At 46.9% G+C, this 15,879-nt stretch carries 16 protein-coding genes and 1 pseudogene; 13 read left to right on the top strand and 4 right to left on the bottom strand.

Features of this window, described 5'->3' with window-relative positions; genetic code table 11:
• Positions 1 to 165: 165 nt before the first annotated feature.
• Genes KQI_RS0107400 through KQI_RS0107390 form a run of 3 tightly spaced genes read right to left on the bottom strand, consistent with a single transcriptional unit; the run spans position 166 to position 3,293 of the window.
• Entirely contained in the window at positions 166 to 1,275 is a 1,110-nt protein-coding gene (locus tag KQI_RS0107400) for a CobW family GTP-binding protein (protein WP_029390062.1), read from the bottom strand.
• Positions 1,276 to 1,293: 18 nt separating this feature from the next.
• The gene (locus KQI_RS0107395; RefSeq protein WP_010346125.1) at positions 1,294 to 2,271 is read right to left on the bottom strand and encodes a TIGR03943 family putative permease subunit; all 978 of its coding nucleotides are present in this window, start codon (positions 2,269 to 2,271) and stop codon (positions 1,294 to 1,296) included.
• A gap of 20 nt (positions 2,272 to 2,291) precedes the next feature.
• Positions 2,292 to 3,293: a permease gene (locus tag KQI_RS0107390; RefSeq protein ID WP_010346124.1), complete on the bottom strand. Its 1,002-nt coding sequence runs from the start codon at positions 3,291 to 3,293 to the stop codon at positions 2,292 to 2,294.
• A gap of 237 nt (positions 3,294 to 3,530) precedes the next feature.
• Here KQI_RS0107390 and KQI_RS0107385 point away from each other — a divergent pair, with 237 nt between their 5' ends.
• The 7 genes from KQI_RS0107385 to KQI_RS0107355 all read left to right on the top strand — a co-directional run bounded on the left by KQI_RS0107385 (position 3,531) and on the right by KQI_RS0107355 (position 10,357).
• Positions 3,531 to 4,628, top strand: a complete 1,098-nt coding sequence (locus tag KQI_RS0107385; RefSeq protein WP_010346123.1) for a CobW family GTP-binding protein — start codon at positions 3,531 to 3,533, stop codon at positions 4,626 to 4,628.
• Positions 4,625 to 5,752, top strand: a complete 1,128-nt coding sequence (locus KQI_RS0107380) for a FecCD family ABC transporter permease (protein WP_029390061.1) — start codon at positions 4,625 to 4,627, stop codon at positions 5,750 to 5,752. The genes KQI_RS0107385 and KQI_RS0107380 overlap by 4 nt, the downstream gene beginning before the upstream one ends.
• On the top strand, positions 5,749 to 6,537 hold the full coding sequence (locus KQI_RS0107375) for an ABC transporter ATP-binding protein (RefSeq protein ID WP_010346121.1): 789 nt from the start codon (positions 5,749 to 5,751) through the stop codon (positions 6,535 to 6,537). Before KQI_RS0107380 ends, KQI_RS0107375 begins: the two co-directional genes overlap by 4 nt.
• A 42-nt stretch (positions 6,538 to 6,579) precedes the next feature.
• Positions 6,580 to 7,602 carry an ABC transporter substrate-binding protein gene (locus KQI_RS0107370; RefSeq protein ID WP_010346120.1) on the top strand — a complete coding sequence of 341 codons (1,023 nt, stop codon included), beginning with the start codon at positions 6,580 to 6,582 and terminating at the stop codon, positions 7,600 to 7,602.
• Positions 7,603 to 7,818: 216 nt separating this feature from the next.
• Complete coding sequence (locus KQI_RS0107365) at positions 7,819 to 8,526, top strand: metal ABC transporter ATP-binding protein (protein WP_025716701.1); 708 nt, start codon at positions 7,819 to 7,821, stop codon at positions 8,524 to 8,526.
• On the top strand, positions 8,472 to 9,329 hold the full coding sequence (locus KQI_RS0107360; protein ID WP_010346118.1) for a metal ABC transporter permease: 858 nt from the start codon (positions 8,472 to 8,474) through the stop codon (positions 9,327 to 9,329). The genes KQI_RS0107365 and KQI_RS0107360 overlap by 55 nt, the downstream gene beginning before the upstream one ends.
• Before the next feature lie 41 nt (positions 9,330 to 9,370).
• Positions 9,371 to 10,357, top strand: coding sequence for a metal ABC transporter substrate-binding protein (locus KQI_RS0107355; protein ID WP_010346117.1), 987 nt, complete (start codon positions 9,371 to 9,373; stop codon positions 10,355 to 10,357).
• Between the two features lie 699 nt (positions 10,358 to 11,056).
• Here KQI_RS0107355 and KQI_RS26710 read toward each other — a convergent pair.
• Positions 11,057 to 11,293, bottom strand: a pseudogene (locus KQI_RS26710) (helix-turn-helix domain-containing protein); the annotation flags it as partial.
• A gap of 257 nt (positions 11,294 to 11,550) precedes the next feature.
• Here KQI_RS26710 and KQI_RS0107345 point away from each other — a divergent pair.
• From KQI_RS0107345 to KQI_RS0107320, 6 genes are all read left to right on the top strand, one after another.
• Positions 11,551 to 11,913: a response regulator gene (locus tag KQI_RS0107345; protein WP_010346115.1), complete on the top strand. Its 363-nt coding sequence runs from the start codon at positions 11,551 to 11,553 to the stop codon at positions 11,911 to 11,913.
• A gap of 84 nt (positions 11,914 to 11,997) precedes the next feature.
• Complete coding sequence (locus KQI_RS0107340; RefSeq protein ID WP_010346114.1) at positions 11,998 to 12,486, top strand: hypothetical protein; 489 nt, start codon at positions 11,998 to 12,000, stop codon at positions 12,484 to 12,486.
• A gap of 188 nt (positions 12,487 to 12,674) precedes the next feature.
• Positions 12,675 to 12,869 carry a hypothetical protein gene (locus KQI_RS0107335; RefSeq protein WP_010346113.1) on the top strand — a complete coding sequence of 65 codons (195 nt, stop codon included), beginning with the start codon at positions 12,675 to 12,677 and terminating at the stop codon, positions 12,867 to 12,869.
• 12 nt (positions 12,870 to 12,881) lie between these two features.
• The gene (locus tag KQI_RS0107330) at positions 12,882 to 13,217 is read left to right on the top strand and encodes a YolD-like family protein (RefSeq protein WP_007430289.1); all 336 of its coding nucleotides are present in this window, start codon (positions 12,882 to 12,884) and stop codon (positions 13,215 to 13,217) included.
• A 63-nt stretch (positions 13,218 to 13,280) separates the two neighbouring features.
• Positions 13,281 to 13,859 carry a TetR/AcrR family transcriptional regulator gene (locus KQI_RS0107325; RefSeq protein WP_010346112.1) on the top strand — a complete coding sequence of 193 codons (579 nt, stop codon included), beginning with the start codon at positions 13,281 to 13,283 and terminating at the stop codon, positions 13,857 to 13,859.
• A 61-nt stretch (positions 13,860 to 13,920) separates the two neighbouring features.
• Entirely contained in the window at positions 13,921 to 15,804 is a 1,884-nt protein-coding gene (locus tag KQI_RS0107320; protein ID WP_010346111.1) for an alpha/beta fold hydrolase, read from the top strand.
• The last annotated feature ends 75 nt before the right edge of the window (positions 15,805 to 15,879 follow it).

Raw genomic sequence — 15,879 nt, 5'->3', positions numbered from 1 at the left:
ACAGTTAAAACCCTCTGCAAATAACTCATTAAAATAAAGGTACATTCCACGTACAGAATAGTCGTTGAAAAAGGCTCTTCCATGACTTTTAGAGGTCAAAGGAACAGCCTTTTTTAACGGATTTTCACAAATTCCAGTTTTTTTATCTCAAGCTCAATCTGCCGGTTAAAGCGAAACGAAGCACTGCTCCCATTGGTCGGCAATAAATGCCTTGTCCAGTTGTTCCCCAATAAGCGTGACATATCCCTGACTTACCGGAAGGGCCGTAGACTGCCATTCGAAGTGGTTTCCCGAAAATTGCAAAAGCATTGTACCTTCCTGTGGAAGCACGCAATAGCCTTTCGCCCGAAGCAGTGAGGAACCGAGTCCGGTCAGAAAGTTTTCCAAACGCTGTTTTTCCAGTGGTTGCGAAGAATATTGATGCAGTGTCACGCTCTCCAGACGGGAAAACGAATCGGGCTGGCTGGGATCGTAGCTGTAGCTATGGCTATGCGCAGAAATAACTTTGAAAGCTGTATTTCTGGACATACTGGCGGGTCGTCTGATCTCTTTGCCAGTAGTGTGGATAGACATTGCGACTGCATCGGTTGGCTGAGCCTGTACTGGTGCGGGTTGAGGCACCTGCTCAGGATTGGCAGCAACGGATAAACGGGCCAGGACGGGCTCCAGCAGTGGTTCAAGGTCAACCCTGCAATATTCAGCGGTTTGCAGCTTGGCCGTATCGTTGAGCTTGTGGATGCTCTTGATTACCTTCTTCACTTCACGGCTACTTGCGGCATCCGTCTTGTTCACCACAATGAAGTCTGCGGTGCGAAGCTGTCCATGCAGAGTTCGAACCAACTCCTTGTCAGCGGTGAAGCGGCTGTTGTATTCGTGAAAAAGCTCTGCGTCCACAACACTGATGCTATGAACGAGATAGAGCTGGTTTGCCAGCAGCGGGGAGCGCAGCTCTTCCAGCACTTGCTCAGGGTTGGCTACTCCTGTCGTTTCCATAAAAATCAAATCAGGCTCCTGACTGAGGAGGGTATGCAGAGCACCTGCCAGCTCGCTTTTTTTGCTGCAGCAAATACAGCCCTCCAGCAATGCTTCCACAGTTACGTCGGGCATTTCTTCTGAAATGATGGCACCGTCTACGTCAACTTCACCCATTTCATTCATTAATACAGCAGCGCGAAGTGGGATTTGACGGGTATGGGCCAGCAGTCGCAGTAGCAAGGTCGTTTTGCCGCTTCCGAGAAAACCGCTGATTAAAATCACTGGAACCTTATTCATCATTTATCCTCCTTGCCGGGATTAGTGTGCTGCATTCAAGCGATCAAATGCAGCTACCGAGTCTGCTTGGGTATAGACATAGGGAGATTCTGGCTGCTCGACTTCGGTTATGTTGCCGGATCGAATTTCGAGTATAGGAGCATTGTTCTTATACGTGGTATGCAATGTTCCTTCAATGGTCACCCAGGTGTCCTTGTCAAAGGACGGGGTCTTGTGGGATTGAACGATGATCCCGAAGGGCATGGCATCAGCAGTGCAGCACATGACGAGGAACCTGCCCACCGCAAATAAACCTTTATCCAGCAGACTGCCGTCTTTATATACAAAGCCGGTCACCTGTACTTTTTTTCCTTCAAAAGCGTGCTTGTATAATTCGATGGCTCCGATGGTTTCAGAGAAAATTTCCGGCTTGATCTGTATGATGGGCTGCTGATACAGGCGTTTTGCCAGCTCGGCGAATTCCGTATTGTACTTGTCAGGCGGAACGAACAGCTTATCCAGCGTTTCCTGGCTCCATTTGTCCTTGGGTGGAGACGAAGCTGCCCGAAAAGACGCCGATGATAAAATAGGGGATGCAGGTGCAGGGGCAGACTGTATATCTGTTTTGCGGCGGATATCCGGGTTAGGATAGGTGAAGGACATGCCTTTTTTGGCCGCCATATCACTGCCGAGTGCCTGATTGGGCAGCAGGGCGTCGAACAGCAGCGGAATGAGCAGCATTCCATATACGAGCATTTTTTTGAACCAGCCTTGAGGTAAAGGATGCTCGCAATCACACATATCTTCACTGTCTCGCTCTCCGACTATTCCATGCCATGCCATCGCCAAAGCGATGAATAGCAAGGGTACAGGGCAGAGCAGAAGCAGCTTTTGCATGTGTGGAGCCAAGTAGTAATGAAGTGCATTCGTACGGCTTAATGTGATGATAAGCAGGGCCAAACCAATCATAAGAAAGGAGCGTATACCATATTGCCAGCGGATGCTAAAGGCTGAATTCACGCCATTCACCTCCCTAATTCTCACCTTCCTAATAACCATTCCGCAGCTATAGAACCCAGCAGGACAAGCGAAATAATGAGTAGGCACAGGACGGCGACAAATTTGGTACGGAAGGTGCTTAGCAGCATAAGCGTACCTTTGAAATCCAGCATCGGACCGAGCACGAGAAAGGCTGCCAGCGGACCTAACGTAAAGGTATGCGAAAAAGCGGTAGCGACAAAGGCATCGGAGGTTGAGCACAGCGACAGTACATAGGCAAAGCCCATCATAAAGACGTATGAGCCGACCGTTCCACCGCTTAACGAAAGCATTTCATCGCGCGGGATAAATGCCTGGATACAGGCCGTCAATAATGCGCCAATAATGAGATATTTGCTCATGTCCAAAAATTCATCGCCAGCATGTACAAAAAAGCCTCGCATGGTGCGATGATGCCGATGAGTCTGGCCGCTCTGCTTCTGCTGGTTAAAAGACAGCAACGACCGTTTTAGCGGATGCACACGCACAAAGGTATATACGATCAGTCCAATCATTGCGGAAACGGCAAAGGCCAGCCCCATGCGAACGGCCGTGACCTCTGGATGGGAAGGGAAAGCCATCATCGTTGCAGCCAGCACTACGGGATTGATGATCGGCCCGCTTAAAATAAAGGTGATGCCCATATAGGCAGGCATTCCCTTGAGCATCAATTGGCGAACGACAGGAATCATACCGCATTCACAGATCGGAAACAGCAGCCCCAGCAAGGAGGCCAGCAAAACACCCGGAACAGGATGCGCAGGCGCCATTTTACGTATCCATGCTTCCGGCACAAGCCATTGTAAAAGAGAGGAGACCAGGACACCAATAAGGAGAAACGGCATGGCTTCCAGGAAAATACCCATAAATACCGTTTTTAACGACTGCAGCTGACTCATATCCAATGAGCGAAGCCACCGGGGAGAGAGCGTAACAAGCACAGGGATAAGAAAGACGAATGGAATCATAAAAGGCAGCATCTTCAACAGCGTACTGTTTTTCATTACACGTCTCCTCGAAAATAAAGGGTAGTTGTCTACATCCTATGTCTGTTGCAGGACAAACATGCCTGCAGAAGAGCGGGTGGATCACCTCCTATGTTGACAAGTCAAAGACGAGTCATATATATTTATGTTTGTTAATAGTAATAATTACGATTAATATTCGATAAATGATTGCAAGAAGGAAATTTTTACGGTACGATCCATATTAAATGTTGTAAAGACAAGGAGGTTCATAATATGATACCGATTGTTGTTTTATCCGGGTTTTTGGGCAGCGGTAAAACAACTCTTCTTCAGCATGCACTGGCTTATTATAAAGAGCAGGGCCTCAAGCCAGCTATTTTGATGAATGAGTTGGGCGATGTGAATCTGGACGGCAGTGTGGTGAACGGCCAAGCCCCCATGAAGGAAATGCTCAGTGGTTGTATATGCTGCACCATTCGCGGGGACCTGGGTGTTGAATTGATGAATCTTGCCGAGGAATATAAGCCGGACGTGATTATCGTCGAATGTACCGGAGTAGCCAATCCGATGGAAATTGTAGATGCCGTGACAGATGCTTCTATGTATTCCGCTATGGTTTTACAATCCGTTATTACGGTGATGGACGCGCGTCAATTTTTGGATTATGCCTCGGGTAACGAGAGAAGCAAGTCGCTTCGTTTGATGCAGGATCAGCTTCGCTGTGCTTCCAAGCTGATTATCAACAAGACCGATTTACTGGCCGCAGGTGAGTTGCAGAAAGTACAAGCCCTCGTCAAGGAATTAAATCCCTATGCGCTGACTGTGACTTCGCAACGGAGCGATGTGGACGCGAAAGCTTTTTTCTCCATTCGAGGAGAGGATCGCATGGATGTCTCGCATTCAAAGGAGTCCGTAGTCGATAACGGGAATGATCATCATTCGGAAAATCATCTGCACGCTCATGATAATCCTGCAGACCATGGCTATGCAGACCATGGCCATTATGATCATCACCACGATCATGACCACCACGATCATGACCACGGACACGGGGGGCATTATCATTCCTACGACCATGTTGTCGTTCACACGCATTTCTTCGGGCAACCTGTGCCGCGTTCCAGGTTTGAACAGCTGTTCCGCAGCTTGCCTGCTGAAATTTACCGTGCCAAAGGAATTGTACGTTTTCTCGAAACAGAGGGTCAGATGATGTTCCAGTTTGCATACCGAGAGCTGGAAATCATTCCGATTCGCCCGCAAAAGCCGGTGAACGATGTTGCGGTCCTTATGGGTGAAAATTTCTCTGCTTCCGAGATTGAAGAACGGTTGAGAACACTGGAATTGGCCCGCAGGCCATTGACCCGGTTATGACCTGGGGAACGAGTAGCGTTTATCCATCGAAACATAGTCCATCAAAACATAATTCTCGCACCCATATAGCTGGAAAATCTGCATTGGGATTTACCACCATTCTGCTGTTACTGGCTGCCGGGCTGGTGCTGTCGGTCACAGTTGCAGTCATGCTCGGTCCTGTGGCTGTCGCGCCAGGAACGGTATGGCGAATTGCACTGTCGCATCTTCCCTGGCTAGATCAGTGGTTACCTGTGACATGGACCAGGCCGGAGGAATATATCGTCTGGGAAATTCGCTTTCCACGCGTGCTGCTGGGTGTTATCGTAGGGGGAGGATTAGCTGTTACAGGGGCGGCTATTCAGGCATTAATTCGCAATTCGCTGGCAGACCCCTATATTTTAGGAGTCTCATCCGGGGCTTCAGTTACAGCGACGCTGGTTATTGTGTTTGGAGCCTTTGGTATTCTTGGGCGGTTTGCGCTGCCTTTGTCTGCTTTTTTGGGTTCACTCGCAGCCATGCTTATGGTGTTCGCATTAGCCCGTGTGGCTGGGCGGATATCAACGTCCCGATTACTGCTGGCAGGCGTGGCGGTATCCATGATGCTGTCGGCTGTGACCAGCTTTATCGTTACAATGGCTCCAAATGAAAAAGGTATCCGTGACGCGATGTATTGGATGATGGGCAGTCTGGCAGGCGCACAGTGGAATACGCTTCTTATTCCGACCCTCATTATAGCTGCCGGAACGATGGTCCTGCTGACGCAATACCGCCCACTGAATGCTTTGTTGACAGGCGAAGAGGCAGCGGTGACGCTCGGTGTGAACGTACAGACGTTTCGCGTGCTGCTTGTCATTGTCGCCTCGCTGCTAACCGGAGCGGTTGTGGCGGTTAGTGGCTCCATTGGCTTCGTCGGGCTGATGATTCCGCATATCGTGAGGCTGATGGTGGGATCGGATCATCGGCGTGTTCTGCCCGTCAGTCTGTTGGCGGGAGCTATCTTTGTGGTGTGGGCAGACGTATGTGCCCGGCTCGTACTGGCTCCGCAAGAGCTGCCGATCGGCATTGTGACAGCCGTTTGCGGAGGACCCTTTTTTGTGTGGCTGCTGCGGCGTAGTTCCTATTCATTTGGAGGCGAAAAATGAATGTAGAAGTTAAGCACGTGACCTTCAGTATTCACGATAAGCAGTTGATCGATGACATCTGTCTTCAGGTCCAAAAGGGAGAGCTGGTCGGTCTGATTGGTCCGAACGGCAGTGGCAAATCGACGCTGCTCAAAAATATGTACCGTGTGCTAAAGCCTGACAACGGATGGATCACACTGGATGAACGAGATATGCTGCGCATGAAATACAAGGAAACGGCCCGACAAATGGCGGTGGTGAGTCAGGATGCACCTCAGACGTTTGATTTTTCAGTACGGGACATCGTCTTGATGGGCCGCCATCCGCATAAAAAGCTGTTGGAGGCAGATACCACTGTCGATTATGAATTGGTAGAACAGGCATTGAAGCGGGTAGGCATGGACACTCAGGCCGAGCAGAGCTTTGCTACCTTGTCCGGTGGTGAAAAACAACGGGTGCTGATTGCCAGAGCGCTGGCCGGACAGGCGAAATTTCTCATGCTGGATGAGCCGACGAATCATCTGGATATCCGGTATCAGCTGCAAATTCTTGATTTGGTCAAAGCGCTTCAGGTAACTACGCTCGCTGCGTTGCATGATTTGAATTTGGCGGCTTTGTATTGTGAGCGAATATATGTATTACAAGAGGGCAGAGTGGTTGCCTCCGGTATAACAGAGGATATACTTCAGCCAAACCTGCTGCGCAGTGTCTTCGGAGTGGAGACGGAAGTCTGTATCCATCCGAAAACCGGGAAGCCGAATATTACCTTTTTACCGGATTCTCTTAGGGGAGAGGACGATTTTTGATATAAACAGAATGCAGCTATTATAAAAGAGGAGACGGTACATATGAAAAAATATAGCAAGCGCGCAATATCCTTGATGATGCTCGCTTTGGCGGCGGTACTGCTGCTATCTGCTTGCGGATCGGGAAACACAGCTCAAACAACCGATTCAGCCACAAACGGACAGCAGTCTGCCACATCGCGATCGGCGGCCAGTAAGACGCCGATAGAGCTTGAGAATATGGGCGTCAAGATGACATTTCCCGAAGTCCCCAAACGTGCGGTTACACTGAACCAGCATGCAACAGAGGTGATGCTGGCGCTTGGACTGGAATCCTCCATGGTAGGAACTGCGTATTTGGATGATCAGATTTTGCCGGAATATAAGGCTCAATATGATAAAATCCCGGTGCTGGCCAAGCAGTATCCGTCTAAAGAGGTATTTATGGCTGCTGCGCCGGATTTTGCCTATGCGGGCTGGAAGAGCGCTTTTAATGATAAAAATCTTGGTTCCCGTGAGGAGCTTGCCAAGCAGGGAGTGCCGACCTATGTACAGGAATCATCCAATAAGCCGGGTCCAACGTTAGAAGATGTATATCTGGATATACTAAATATTGGACGCATTTTCCGGGTTGAGGACCGGGCAGATAAGCTGGTAAGTGGCATTCGTGAACAGGTGCAATCCATTCAGACTCTAATTGGTACTGTAGAGAAGGCACCGAAGGTGTTTGTCTATGACAGCGGCGAAGATAAGCCTTTTACGGCTGCCAATAATTATCTGACCTCATTGATTAAAAGTGTAAAGGCGAAAAATATTTTTGATGATATCGACAAAAGTTTTGCAGAGGTAAGCTGGGAAGAGGTTGTGAGCCGTAACCCTGACGTCATTGTCATTCTGGACTATGGAGACACTTCACTGGAGGATAAGGAGAAGCAGCTTCTGAGCAGGCCTGCACTGGCAGGTGTGGAAGCGATCAAAAACAAACGTTTTATAGTACTGCCCCTGTCTGCAGCGGCTGAAGGCATACGCGCACCGATTGCATTGAAAACCTTGGCCGCAGGTCTGTACCCGGACAAAGTGAAGTAAACAAACAAAAGAGTTGTCAAAGCATTGACGAACCTTGCCTAAACTGTTAAACTTGCTAATGCGTAAAGGTTACGTTTATCAAGCGCTTCTTTTTTTAATACCAAATCGTAATAATTACGGTAGATGGTTTAATGATCATAAACGACCTGGAGAAGCTGCGCAATGATAATCGCTCAGATGGCTCCAGGCTTTTTAAAGGAAAGGGAGATTTGCGTCATGTTATTGGCCTCATTGGAACAAGTCACTTTTGGCTACGGAGATGTTCCTAACTTGGTGGATGCCAATGTTGAAATTTTTTCCGGAGAATTTGTGGCAATTACCGGACCGAATGGTGCTTCCAAATCAACCATGCTTAAGCTGTTGCTGGGTTTACTTCAGCCTTGGCGGGGCAAGGTGTTTATGTCTGACCGCACAGGTGAAGGCAAGAAGCTTGTTGTTGGATTTGTATCGCAACAAATCGCTGCCTTCAATGGTGGATTTCCAAGTACGATTCTGGAATTTGTCCGTTCAGGAAGATATACGCATGGCTCCTGGTTGCGTCGTATGCGGCCTGAGGATCATGCCTTGACGGAGCAGGCGCTTCGTCAGGTAGGGATGTGGGATTTGCGTCATCGCAAGATTGGCGAATTGTCCGGTGGACAGAAGCAGCGCATTTGTGTAGCACGCGCGCTCGCTCAGGAATCGGATTTGCTTATTTTGGATGAGCCTACAACAGGTATGGACCAGGAAAGCCGCCATCACTTCTATGACCTGATGAATCAGCAGGTCAAGGAATATGGAAGAACGGTGGTCATGGTCACGCATGGACTATCGGAAGTGCAACATTATTTGGATCGTATTATTGAGCTTGAGAGGAAGGAAGATGGCGGATGGAAATGCTGCACTACGACTTCATGCAGCGGGCATTTTGTGCCGGTGGGGTAATTGCACTGCTGGCCTCGGTGCTTGGAGTGTACCTGATGCTGCGGCGTCAGGCTCTGATGGCGGATATGCTGTCGCATGTATCGCTGGCAGGGGTGGCAGCGGGTGCCTATTTGGGCATGAACCCGACGATCACCGGTTTTATTGTAGCCGTGATCGGCGCGATTATTGTTGAATATGTCCGCAGATCGTATAAAACGTATAGTGAGATTTCTGTGGCTATTATTATGGTCGGCGGCTTATCGACGGCTGTTATTTTAATGAATCTGAATCAGAGCATTAATAAAGGGTTTTCCGCTTATTTGTTCGGTTCGGTGGTAGCGGTCAATCAGACAGAATTGATGTTGATGATCGTAGTGGCTGTGATCGGAGGCATCTTCTTTTTCGTCTTCCGGCGCCCCTTGTACCAAATCACCTTTGATGAAGAAACGGCGAAAACAAACGGTCTTCCCGTCAAGTCCATTTCATTTGCGTTTAGTATTTTGACGGGGATGATTGTAGCTGCCGCCATGCCGATTGTCGGTGTGCTGCTCGTCTCTTCACTAATCGTACTTCCCGCTGCGCTGGCCATACGAATTGCACCGAGCTTCGCGGCAGCCATCTGGATATCTATGGTAACTGCTCTGATCGGCGTATTTATGGGGTTAACGGCTTCGTATGAGCTGAGCACGCCCCCAGGAGGAACCATTGCCATGGTACTGTTATTATTCCTGATCTTGGGAGTTGGTATTCATAAGCTGGTTCGCAAGCTGAGCAAGCAGCAGGCTTCCGGGCGGAAAAATGCGGCACGTAGCGAGAACAATTAAAAATAGTAACTAAAATATACAGGGATAAAGGAGTTATGAACATGAATGCATGGTTCAAAAAATCATTTGTATTGTCTGCGGGGCTGGCACTTATTTTGTCTGGCTGTGGAGCCAAATCCGATAATGCTGCTACAAATCCTTCCCCAACCGAGCCGGGTACGGCACAAAGCGGTAACAAGCTGAACGTGGTCACCACTTTTTATCCGATGTATGAATTTACAAGACAGGTTGCCGGAGATCATGCGAACGTAACGGCCCTGATTCCTGCTGGCGCTGAGCCACATGACTGGGAACCGAGCGCCAAAGATATGGCACAGATCAAGGACGGCGACGTATTTGTCTATAACGGTATCGTCGAAGGCTGGGCAGAGCAGGCTTTGAGCAGCGCAGCCAATGACAAGCGTGTTGTAGTAGAAGCGAGCAAAGGACTAAACCTGATGGAAGGTACTGCTGAGGAGGAAGAAGGCGAAGCACACGCAGAGGAAGGTCATAGTCACGATCATGTGCTGGATCCTCATGTATGGCTTGATCCGGTATTGGCGCAAAAGGAAGTAGAGTCTATTGAAGCGGGGCTTGTAAAAGCCGATCCTGCCAATAAAGCCGATTACGAAAAAAACGCTGACGCTTATATTGCCAAGCTGAAAGAGCTGGATACAGCGTTCAAAACAGCTCTGAAAGATGCAAAACGCAAAGACTTTATTACGCAGCATGCTGCTTTTGGTTATTTGGCCAAGCAATATGGTTTGACCCAAGTGCCGATTGCCGGACTTTCTCCAGAGCAAGAGCCTACACCGGACAAACTGGCAGGCATCATCAAATTTTCCAAAGCAAACAATGTAAAAACCATTTTCTTTGAAACCCTCGTAGATCCAAAGGTTGCTCAGACCGTAGCCACTGAAATCGGTGCCAAAACAGATGTTCTGAATCCGCTGGAAGGACTGACGGATGAAGACAAGCAGAACAACCTGGACTATCTTGGTGTGATGAAAAACAATCTGGAGGCTTTGAAGAAAGCTTTGAATGAATAAACAGACCTTAAAGGAATAGTTAAAAACTGACGTTGGAAGTATACTGACGTCAGTTTTTTTATGTCTATATAAGCTGAACTTAAAAGTTACTTATCGTGCCACTACGCATCCGGATAGTGCTTCCCATCGCCACCGCTTCGCTTGTACAGCACTATTCCGGCTACTTCGTTTTAATGTCCATCTTTCGAGTTCAAATTCTATAATAAACAATAATGAATAAATACAAAAGAAAGGACTATCACAATTTAATCGGAGAATTAACTGCCCGTCTGTATTTTCTACGAACTTATTCCGACTTGAGTAGGAGTAAGTTTTTTGTGCAAAAATCACCAGTCAGATAATGTTAGTATTGGAACGAGCTTTTGATGATCAGAGCCTTAGACAAATTTGGAATTGAAAAGTTAGGTTTTTTTGTGCATATAATGAGCAGTTAACAATTGTTCTGAAGTACGTAGATCCAGAGGTAAAACTGCTGTCCGTAACTCTCTCCATAATTAGCCTGATACAAACGTATAGAAAAAAAGAAAATAGCCAAGCTTGTATAAAGCTGTTTTTAGGGGGGAGTCTTCACGTCAAGAGATCAAGAATATACTTAAAAAAGGTATTATGTCGTTTAAAAAAGCTACGATATCATTATATTTACTTATTAATGTAAGCGTTATCTCTATATGCAGAGCATAAAAAAACGATCTATCTCCATTAGACAGGAGAGTGATCGTTTTTTTCGTTGCGTGGGATATACTCCAGAACATCGCTCAGGTTATGTCTCTGACCTGTAAGATCTTCTAATGTATCGAGAATATGGCTTAATGTTTCCAGATCTAAGCGTTTGGTCTTACCATCGCACATATCGTAAATTAAGTTCGGTCGAACTTTTGCTTCGCGTGCCAAGGCATTTTTTGTGATTCCTGCTTTGCCCAATGTTTCTTCTAACTTTTTAAGTTAGCTTATATAGTGCTAAGGTTCCAAATTATACCTAGTACTTTGTGATCTTAACACTACGAGAATAAATTACGTCATTGTGAAACGTTTTTTTGAAAACTAATTCTATGGTAGCTAGTTTCCAATTGTTTTTATAATTCAATGGTAGCGTTTTTGTTTTTACAGATTTTTTCTATTAATTATGCTCGTTTTTTCACCGATATTGAACTTTGGAGACGAATATAATCTTATAACAGATTGGAGCGATTATTTTGGCAACAGTTGTAATAGTGGATGATTCTTTATTTATGCGATCTGTGCTCAAAGATATTTTTTTAGATTTAGGTCACTCTGTTATTGGGGAGGCAGAGAATGGGTATGATGCTGTTTTGAAATATGCGCACTTTCGCCCGGACTTAATCACCATGGACATCAATATGCCTAAGATGGATGGACTTGATGCCGTTAGAAAGATTGTAGAGCTTGATCCACAAGCCAACATTTTAATGTGTTCTGCTTTGGGTCAGCAAGAAGCGATTATCAAAGCATTTAAAGCAGGTGCCAAAGACTTTATTGTTAAGCCATTTGAGATGGAAAGGGTCGTAAATGCAGTCTCAAAAATGCTTAATAGCTAATGAATTCAGCTTTCAATACATAAATATCGAACAATTTAACATAAGAAATCCATGGCTATTTTCACGAATATGGAGATGAATAGGATGAGCAATCGGGTATTATCTCAAAAAGTATTTATAGACGGATTTATCACTACGATCAGGAATGGAGGGCTTGTTCCTGTAAATTATGAACAGTTCATAAGCGAACAAAGAGAAAGAATGGATGCTCTTAACAATGAGCTCACGATGCGCATAGAGAGTTTAGAGATGGATTTGATTCCTGCTTCGACGTATTCCATTCCTTTTTCCAATGGTGAAATTATGTTTCTGGCTCGTAATATTGTACTCATGGGGGATCATACCGAGGGCTACTTTGTGTTCTATCGAGCAGAAGACTGTGAAAGCCCGGAGGAGGTACAGTTTATAACAAGCTCTTATCAGCTTCCTCATTTGTTGCTTGAGATGGCTCTTACTTTAAAAAAACATGGCACGAGTGAGCCCGTTGATATTTTGACTTATTGGAATGGACCTGTTTATCCGTTAAAAGATTTGAATAAAGAGGATATTAAGCTGTCCACCTATGAATTTTAAAGCTATTGTAAGGATAGGAGCAGCGAGTTTGGCAATACTTACCCAATAACAATGTCAAAGTCGGAGAAATTGTAATAGGTATGAAATCCCTTGAGAGAGTCAAATCCCTCAGGGGATTTTTTACATTGATAATCAAACGCATGTTCGCATATAATACAAACAAACGTTCGAATAAGGAGTGAAGGATCATGCTGGAAAAATACGTGGGGCAGATCGTGGAAATCGTGTATATGGACCGGAAGGGCAAACTGTCTCATCGGCGCATTGAGGTGCATCGTGTGCAAAATGGTTTGATACGGGCTACCTGTTTACTGACAGGCCAGCCGCGCGTTTTTCGATTAGACCATGTACTGGCATGGCATCCTGTAACCCAAACAGCATAGGAGGCGTTTACGATGGGGAAAAAGCTTGAAGGGAATGGCATATGGGAAAGCTCGCGCATGATCTTGCCTGAGCATCGGGATGCGTATCTGAGACTGATGAAGGAGCAGGGCAGACGTGACAAGCCGACACTGGACGATCAGGAGATGTGGCAGATTGAACAGGCCCTTATCATTTCCTATAATGAACGGAAGTCTATTACGCTGCGGGTATTTAATCCGTTTGATGACGAGGAGTTGTGTGGGCTTGTAACCGTGATTAACACGAGTCGGCGAGAAGTGAAGCTGTCCCGCGGAGAAGAGGATTTTAGCTGGATTAAGCTGGAGGAAATTATCGAGGCGAATATATAAATAACAATGGGATTGTAGTGAAGTTTGACAAGTACGTTTTAGTACCGTATAGTGCTAACTATGATGAAAAAAAATAAAACGACCAATCGGGATGTTGTTCTGAGCATTGCGACTTCATTGTTTCTTACTAAAGGCTATCATACAACAAGCATGGACGAAATTGTGGCTGTCAGCAATGTATCCAAAACGAACATTTACTATTATTTTAAAAGCAAGGAAGAACTGCTGTCAGCTATTCTGGACCAACTGGTTCGAACGTATAACGAGCTGATTTTTGAGGTTGTTTCACGTAAGGATCAATCCGTGCAGGAACGTCTGGAGACCCTTCTTCAATTGCTAACTCAACAAGAGACAGATTATTTGGGCGGCTGTCCCTTTATTACTCTGTACACGCAAATGCCTCAGGATATTCCCTTGTTTCGAGAGAAAGTGAGCCGATTTTTTCAAAGCCAAATCACCACGGTGGAAGCGTTGTTGAACGAGGGGATGGAGAGTTTGGAGATTCGGACTGAACTTCCTGCCAGATCGACGGCTGAATTCATTGTCTCAGCTATCGAAGGCGCACTCTTTTTACAACATGCAGGTCAAGACCCGGGCATACTTGTAAATTTAAAAATGACTTTAGCGTTTCTGCTAAAGTGATTTTTTTTAATCATGATTAGCACTATATAGTACTAAAAAATATAGAAAGCAGGTTATATTTATGGCACATATCTTGATCACGGGCGGTACAGGTTTTATCGGCATGCATACGCTGCAGCAACTTTCCCGGGAGGAGCATACCGTTACCGTTCTTGTTCGCTCGCTGAAGAAGTGGGAACAAATATGCAGGCAAATGAATCTGGAGACCGCATGGCATACAGGGAAGTTAACACCGATTATCGGTGACTTAAGTGCACCCGCTCTGGGGCTGAGTTCTTCTGACAGGAAGCGGGTTGAGACAGCAGATGTGGTGATTCACGCAGGAGGACCGATGGACATATTGCTGGGAGAGGAGGAGGCGAGAGACGCTTTTTTACAAGCAGCAGAAGAGATGCTGACGTTGGCTGCACATATTCATGCGAGCAAGGGGTTACGACATTTTATCCATTTGGTTGGATTCAAAAGCCCGTTTAATCATCATAACTGGAATGCCCCGGAGCCTGTCATTGCTCATTTGGAACAGGCTCCTCCTTATGAACGTATGAAATTCCTGGCTGATTTGCGTATCCGTCAGGGGGCGCACAAAGAAGGATTTCCGCTGTCGGTTATCCATTTGAGCGTGGTCATTGGTGACTCAGCGCACGGGGATACGCCTCAAACCGGTGGGCTTGGCATTCTTGTGGCTTCTACAGCGCGCAAGCTCATGGGTCTCATTCCGGGCGGCAAGTCTCATTGGCTTCCGATGGTTCACGTAGATCATGCAGCCGAATTCATCAGTGTGCTTGCCAAGGAAACACAGCCTGTCAGTGAAACATACTACCTAATGGATGAAAGGCAGCAGAGCCCGACCATGATGGAACTGGGAACGGATATGGCGAAGGAGCTTCGAGTTCGGAAACCGTGGGGCTCCATTTCACCCGCTTGGCTATCCGGCATCCTGGGCACTCCAATGGGGCGAAAGCTGGGGATTCCAAAGGAGTCACTCGATTTTATTGTGGATGTGGACTACCCACTGGATACGACGCGAGCGATTCAGCAAAAACACGGATTGACACAGGCGGTAAATACGGACGTTCTCCCATTTGTTATTACGGACCTTGATTACAGAATTGCACATTCCCGCATGGATACAGGTATATATGTCCGCAGCAGGCGCGGGCCTTTGGCTACGCTAGAACGAAGAGTGGAAAATGAAAATCCACCGATGGTGTTTGTTCACGGTACTTTGAGCGGGGCGGATTGCTTGATACCGCTGGCCGAGCAATTTCCGGAATCCTCCGTTTGCCTGGTGGATCTTCCCGGGTTTGGGCGTTCTCCTTACCATCATCAGGAGGATATACTGGAGGGGCACATCGAATCGTTAGTACAAGCGATCCAAACTTTTGAAACGCCAATCAACCTTGTGGGTCATTCCTTCGGCGGATTATTGGCTGTCAAAGTGTGGGAACGTGTACCTGAGCGCCTTAGCAGCCTGCATTTGTTGCAGCCTGTATTCCATCCCGCTCCGCGCAGATATCGGAGTGTACGAATTACGGAGAGCGTGCTGGGCAGACTCAGCGAGTCAGGCTTACGCAAGCAATTGCTGTCGCAGACTTGTTTTGAAAACATGGAGGAAATCCCGCCAGCATACATCACGTATGTCCTTGAGGGATTGCGTTCTCCCCGCATAAGAAAGACGAATGCGGAAACGCTGGGTATGTTAACAAGAGCGGATAATTTTCGGTTTACATCCGAGATTTCCGGGCCATCGTTCAAGGAGAAGGCTTCGATTGTATGGGGAATGAAGGATAAGCTTTATAAGCTGCCTGAGCCATTTCATGGCTTGCGCACGCTGCATATTCCGGCAGCACATCATTTTCCGATCTCGCAACCGAAGCAAACAGCGCACTTGCTAAAGCAGCACATTGAGCAGATTGCCGATGTTCTTTCCGGGTCCGTTAAATAAAATCATAGAGTGCATAGAGGAGGTCGCCATATTGGCGGCTTTTTCGTTGGAGAGAGGATTATGAAGGTTTACCGT

The organism is Paenibacillus peoriae KCTC 3763, assembly GCF_000236805.1.
In the GTDB taxonomy this organism is placed as follows: Bacteria; Bacillota; Bacilli; order Paenibacillales; family Paenibacillaceae; genus Paenibacillus; species Paenibacillus peoriae.
Note: the sequence above shows the minus strand (reverse complement) of the source record. Positions and strands in the feature narration are given on the sequence as shown.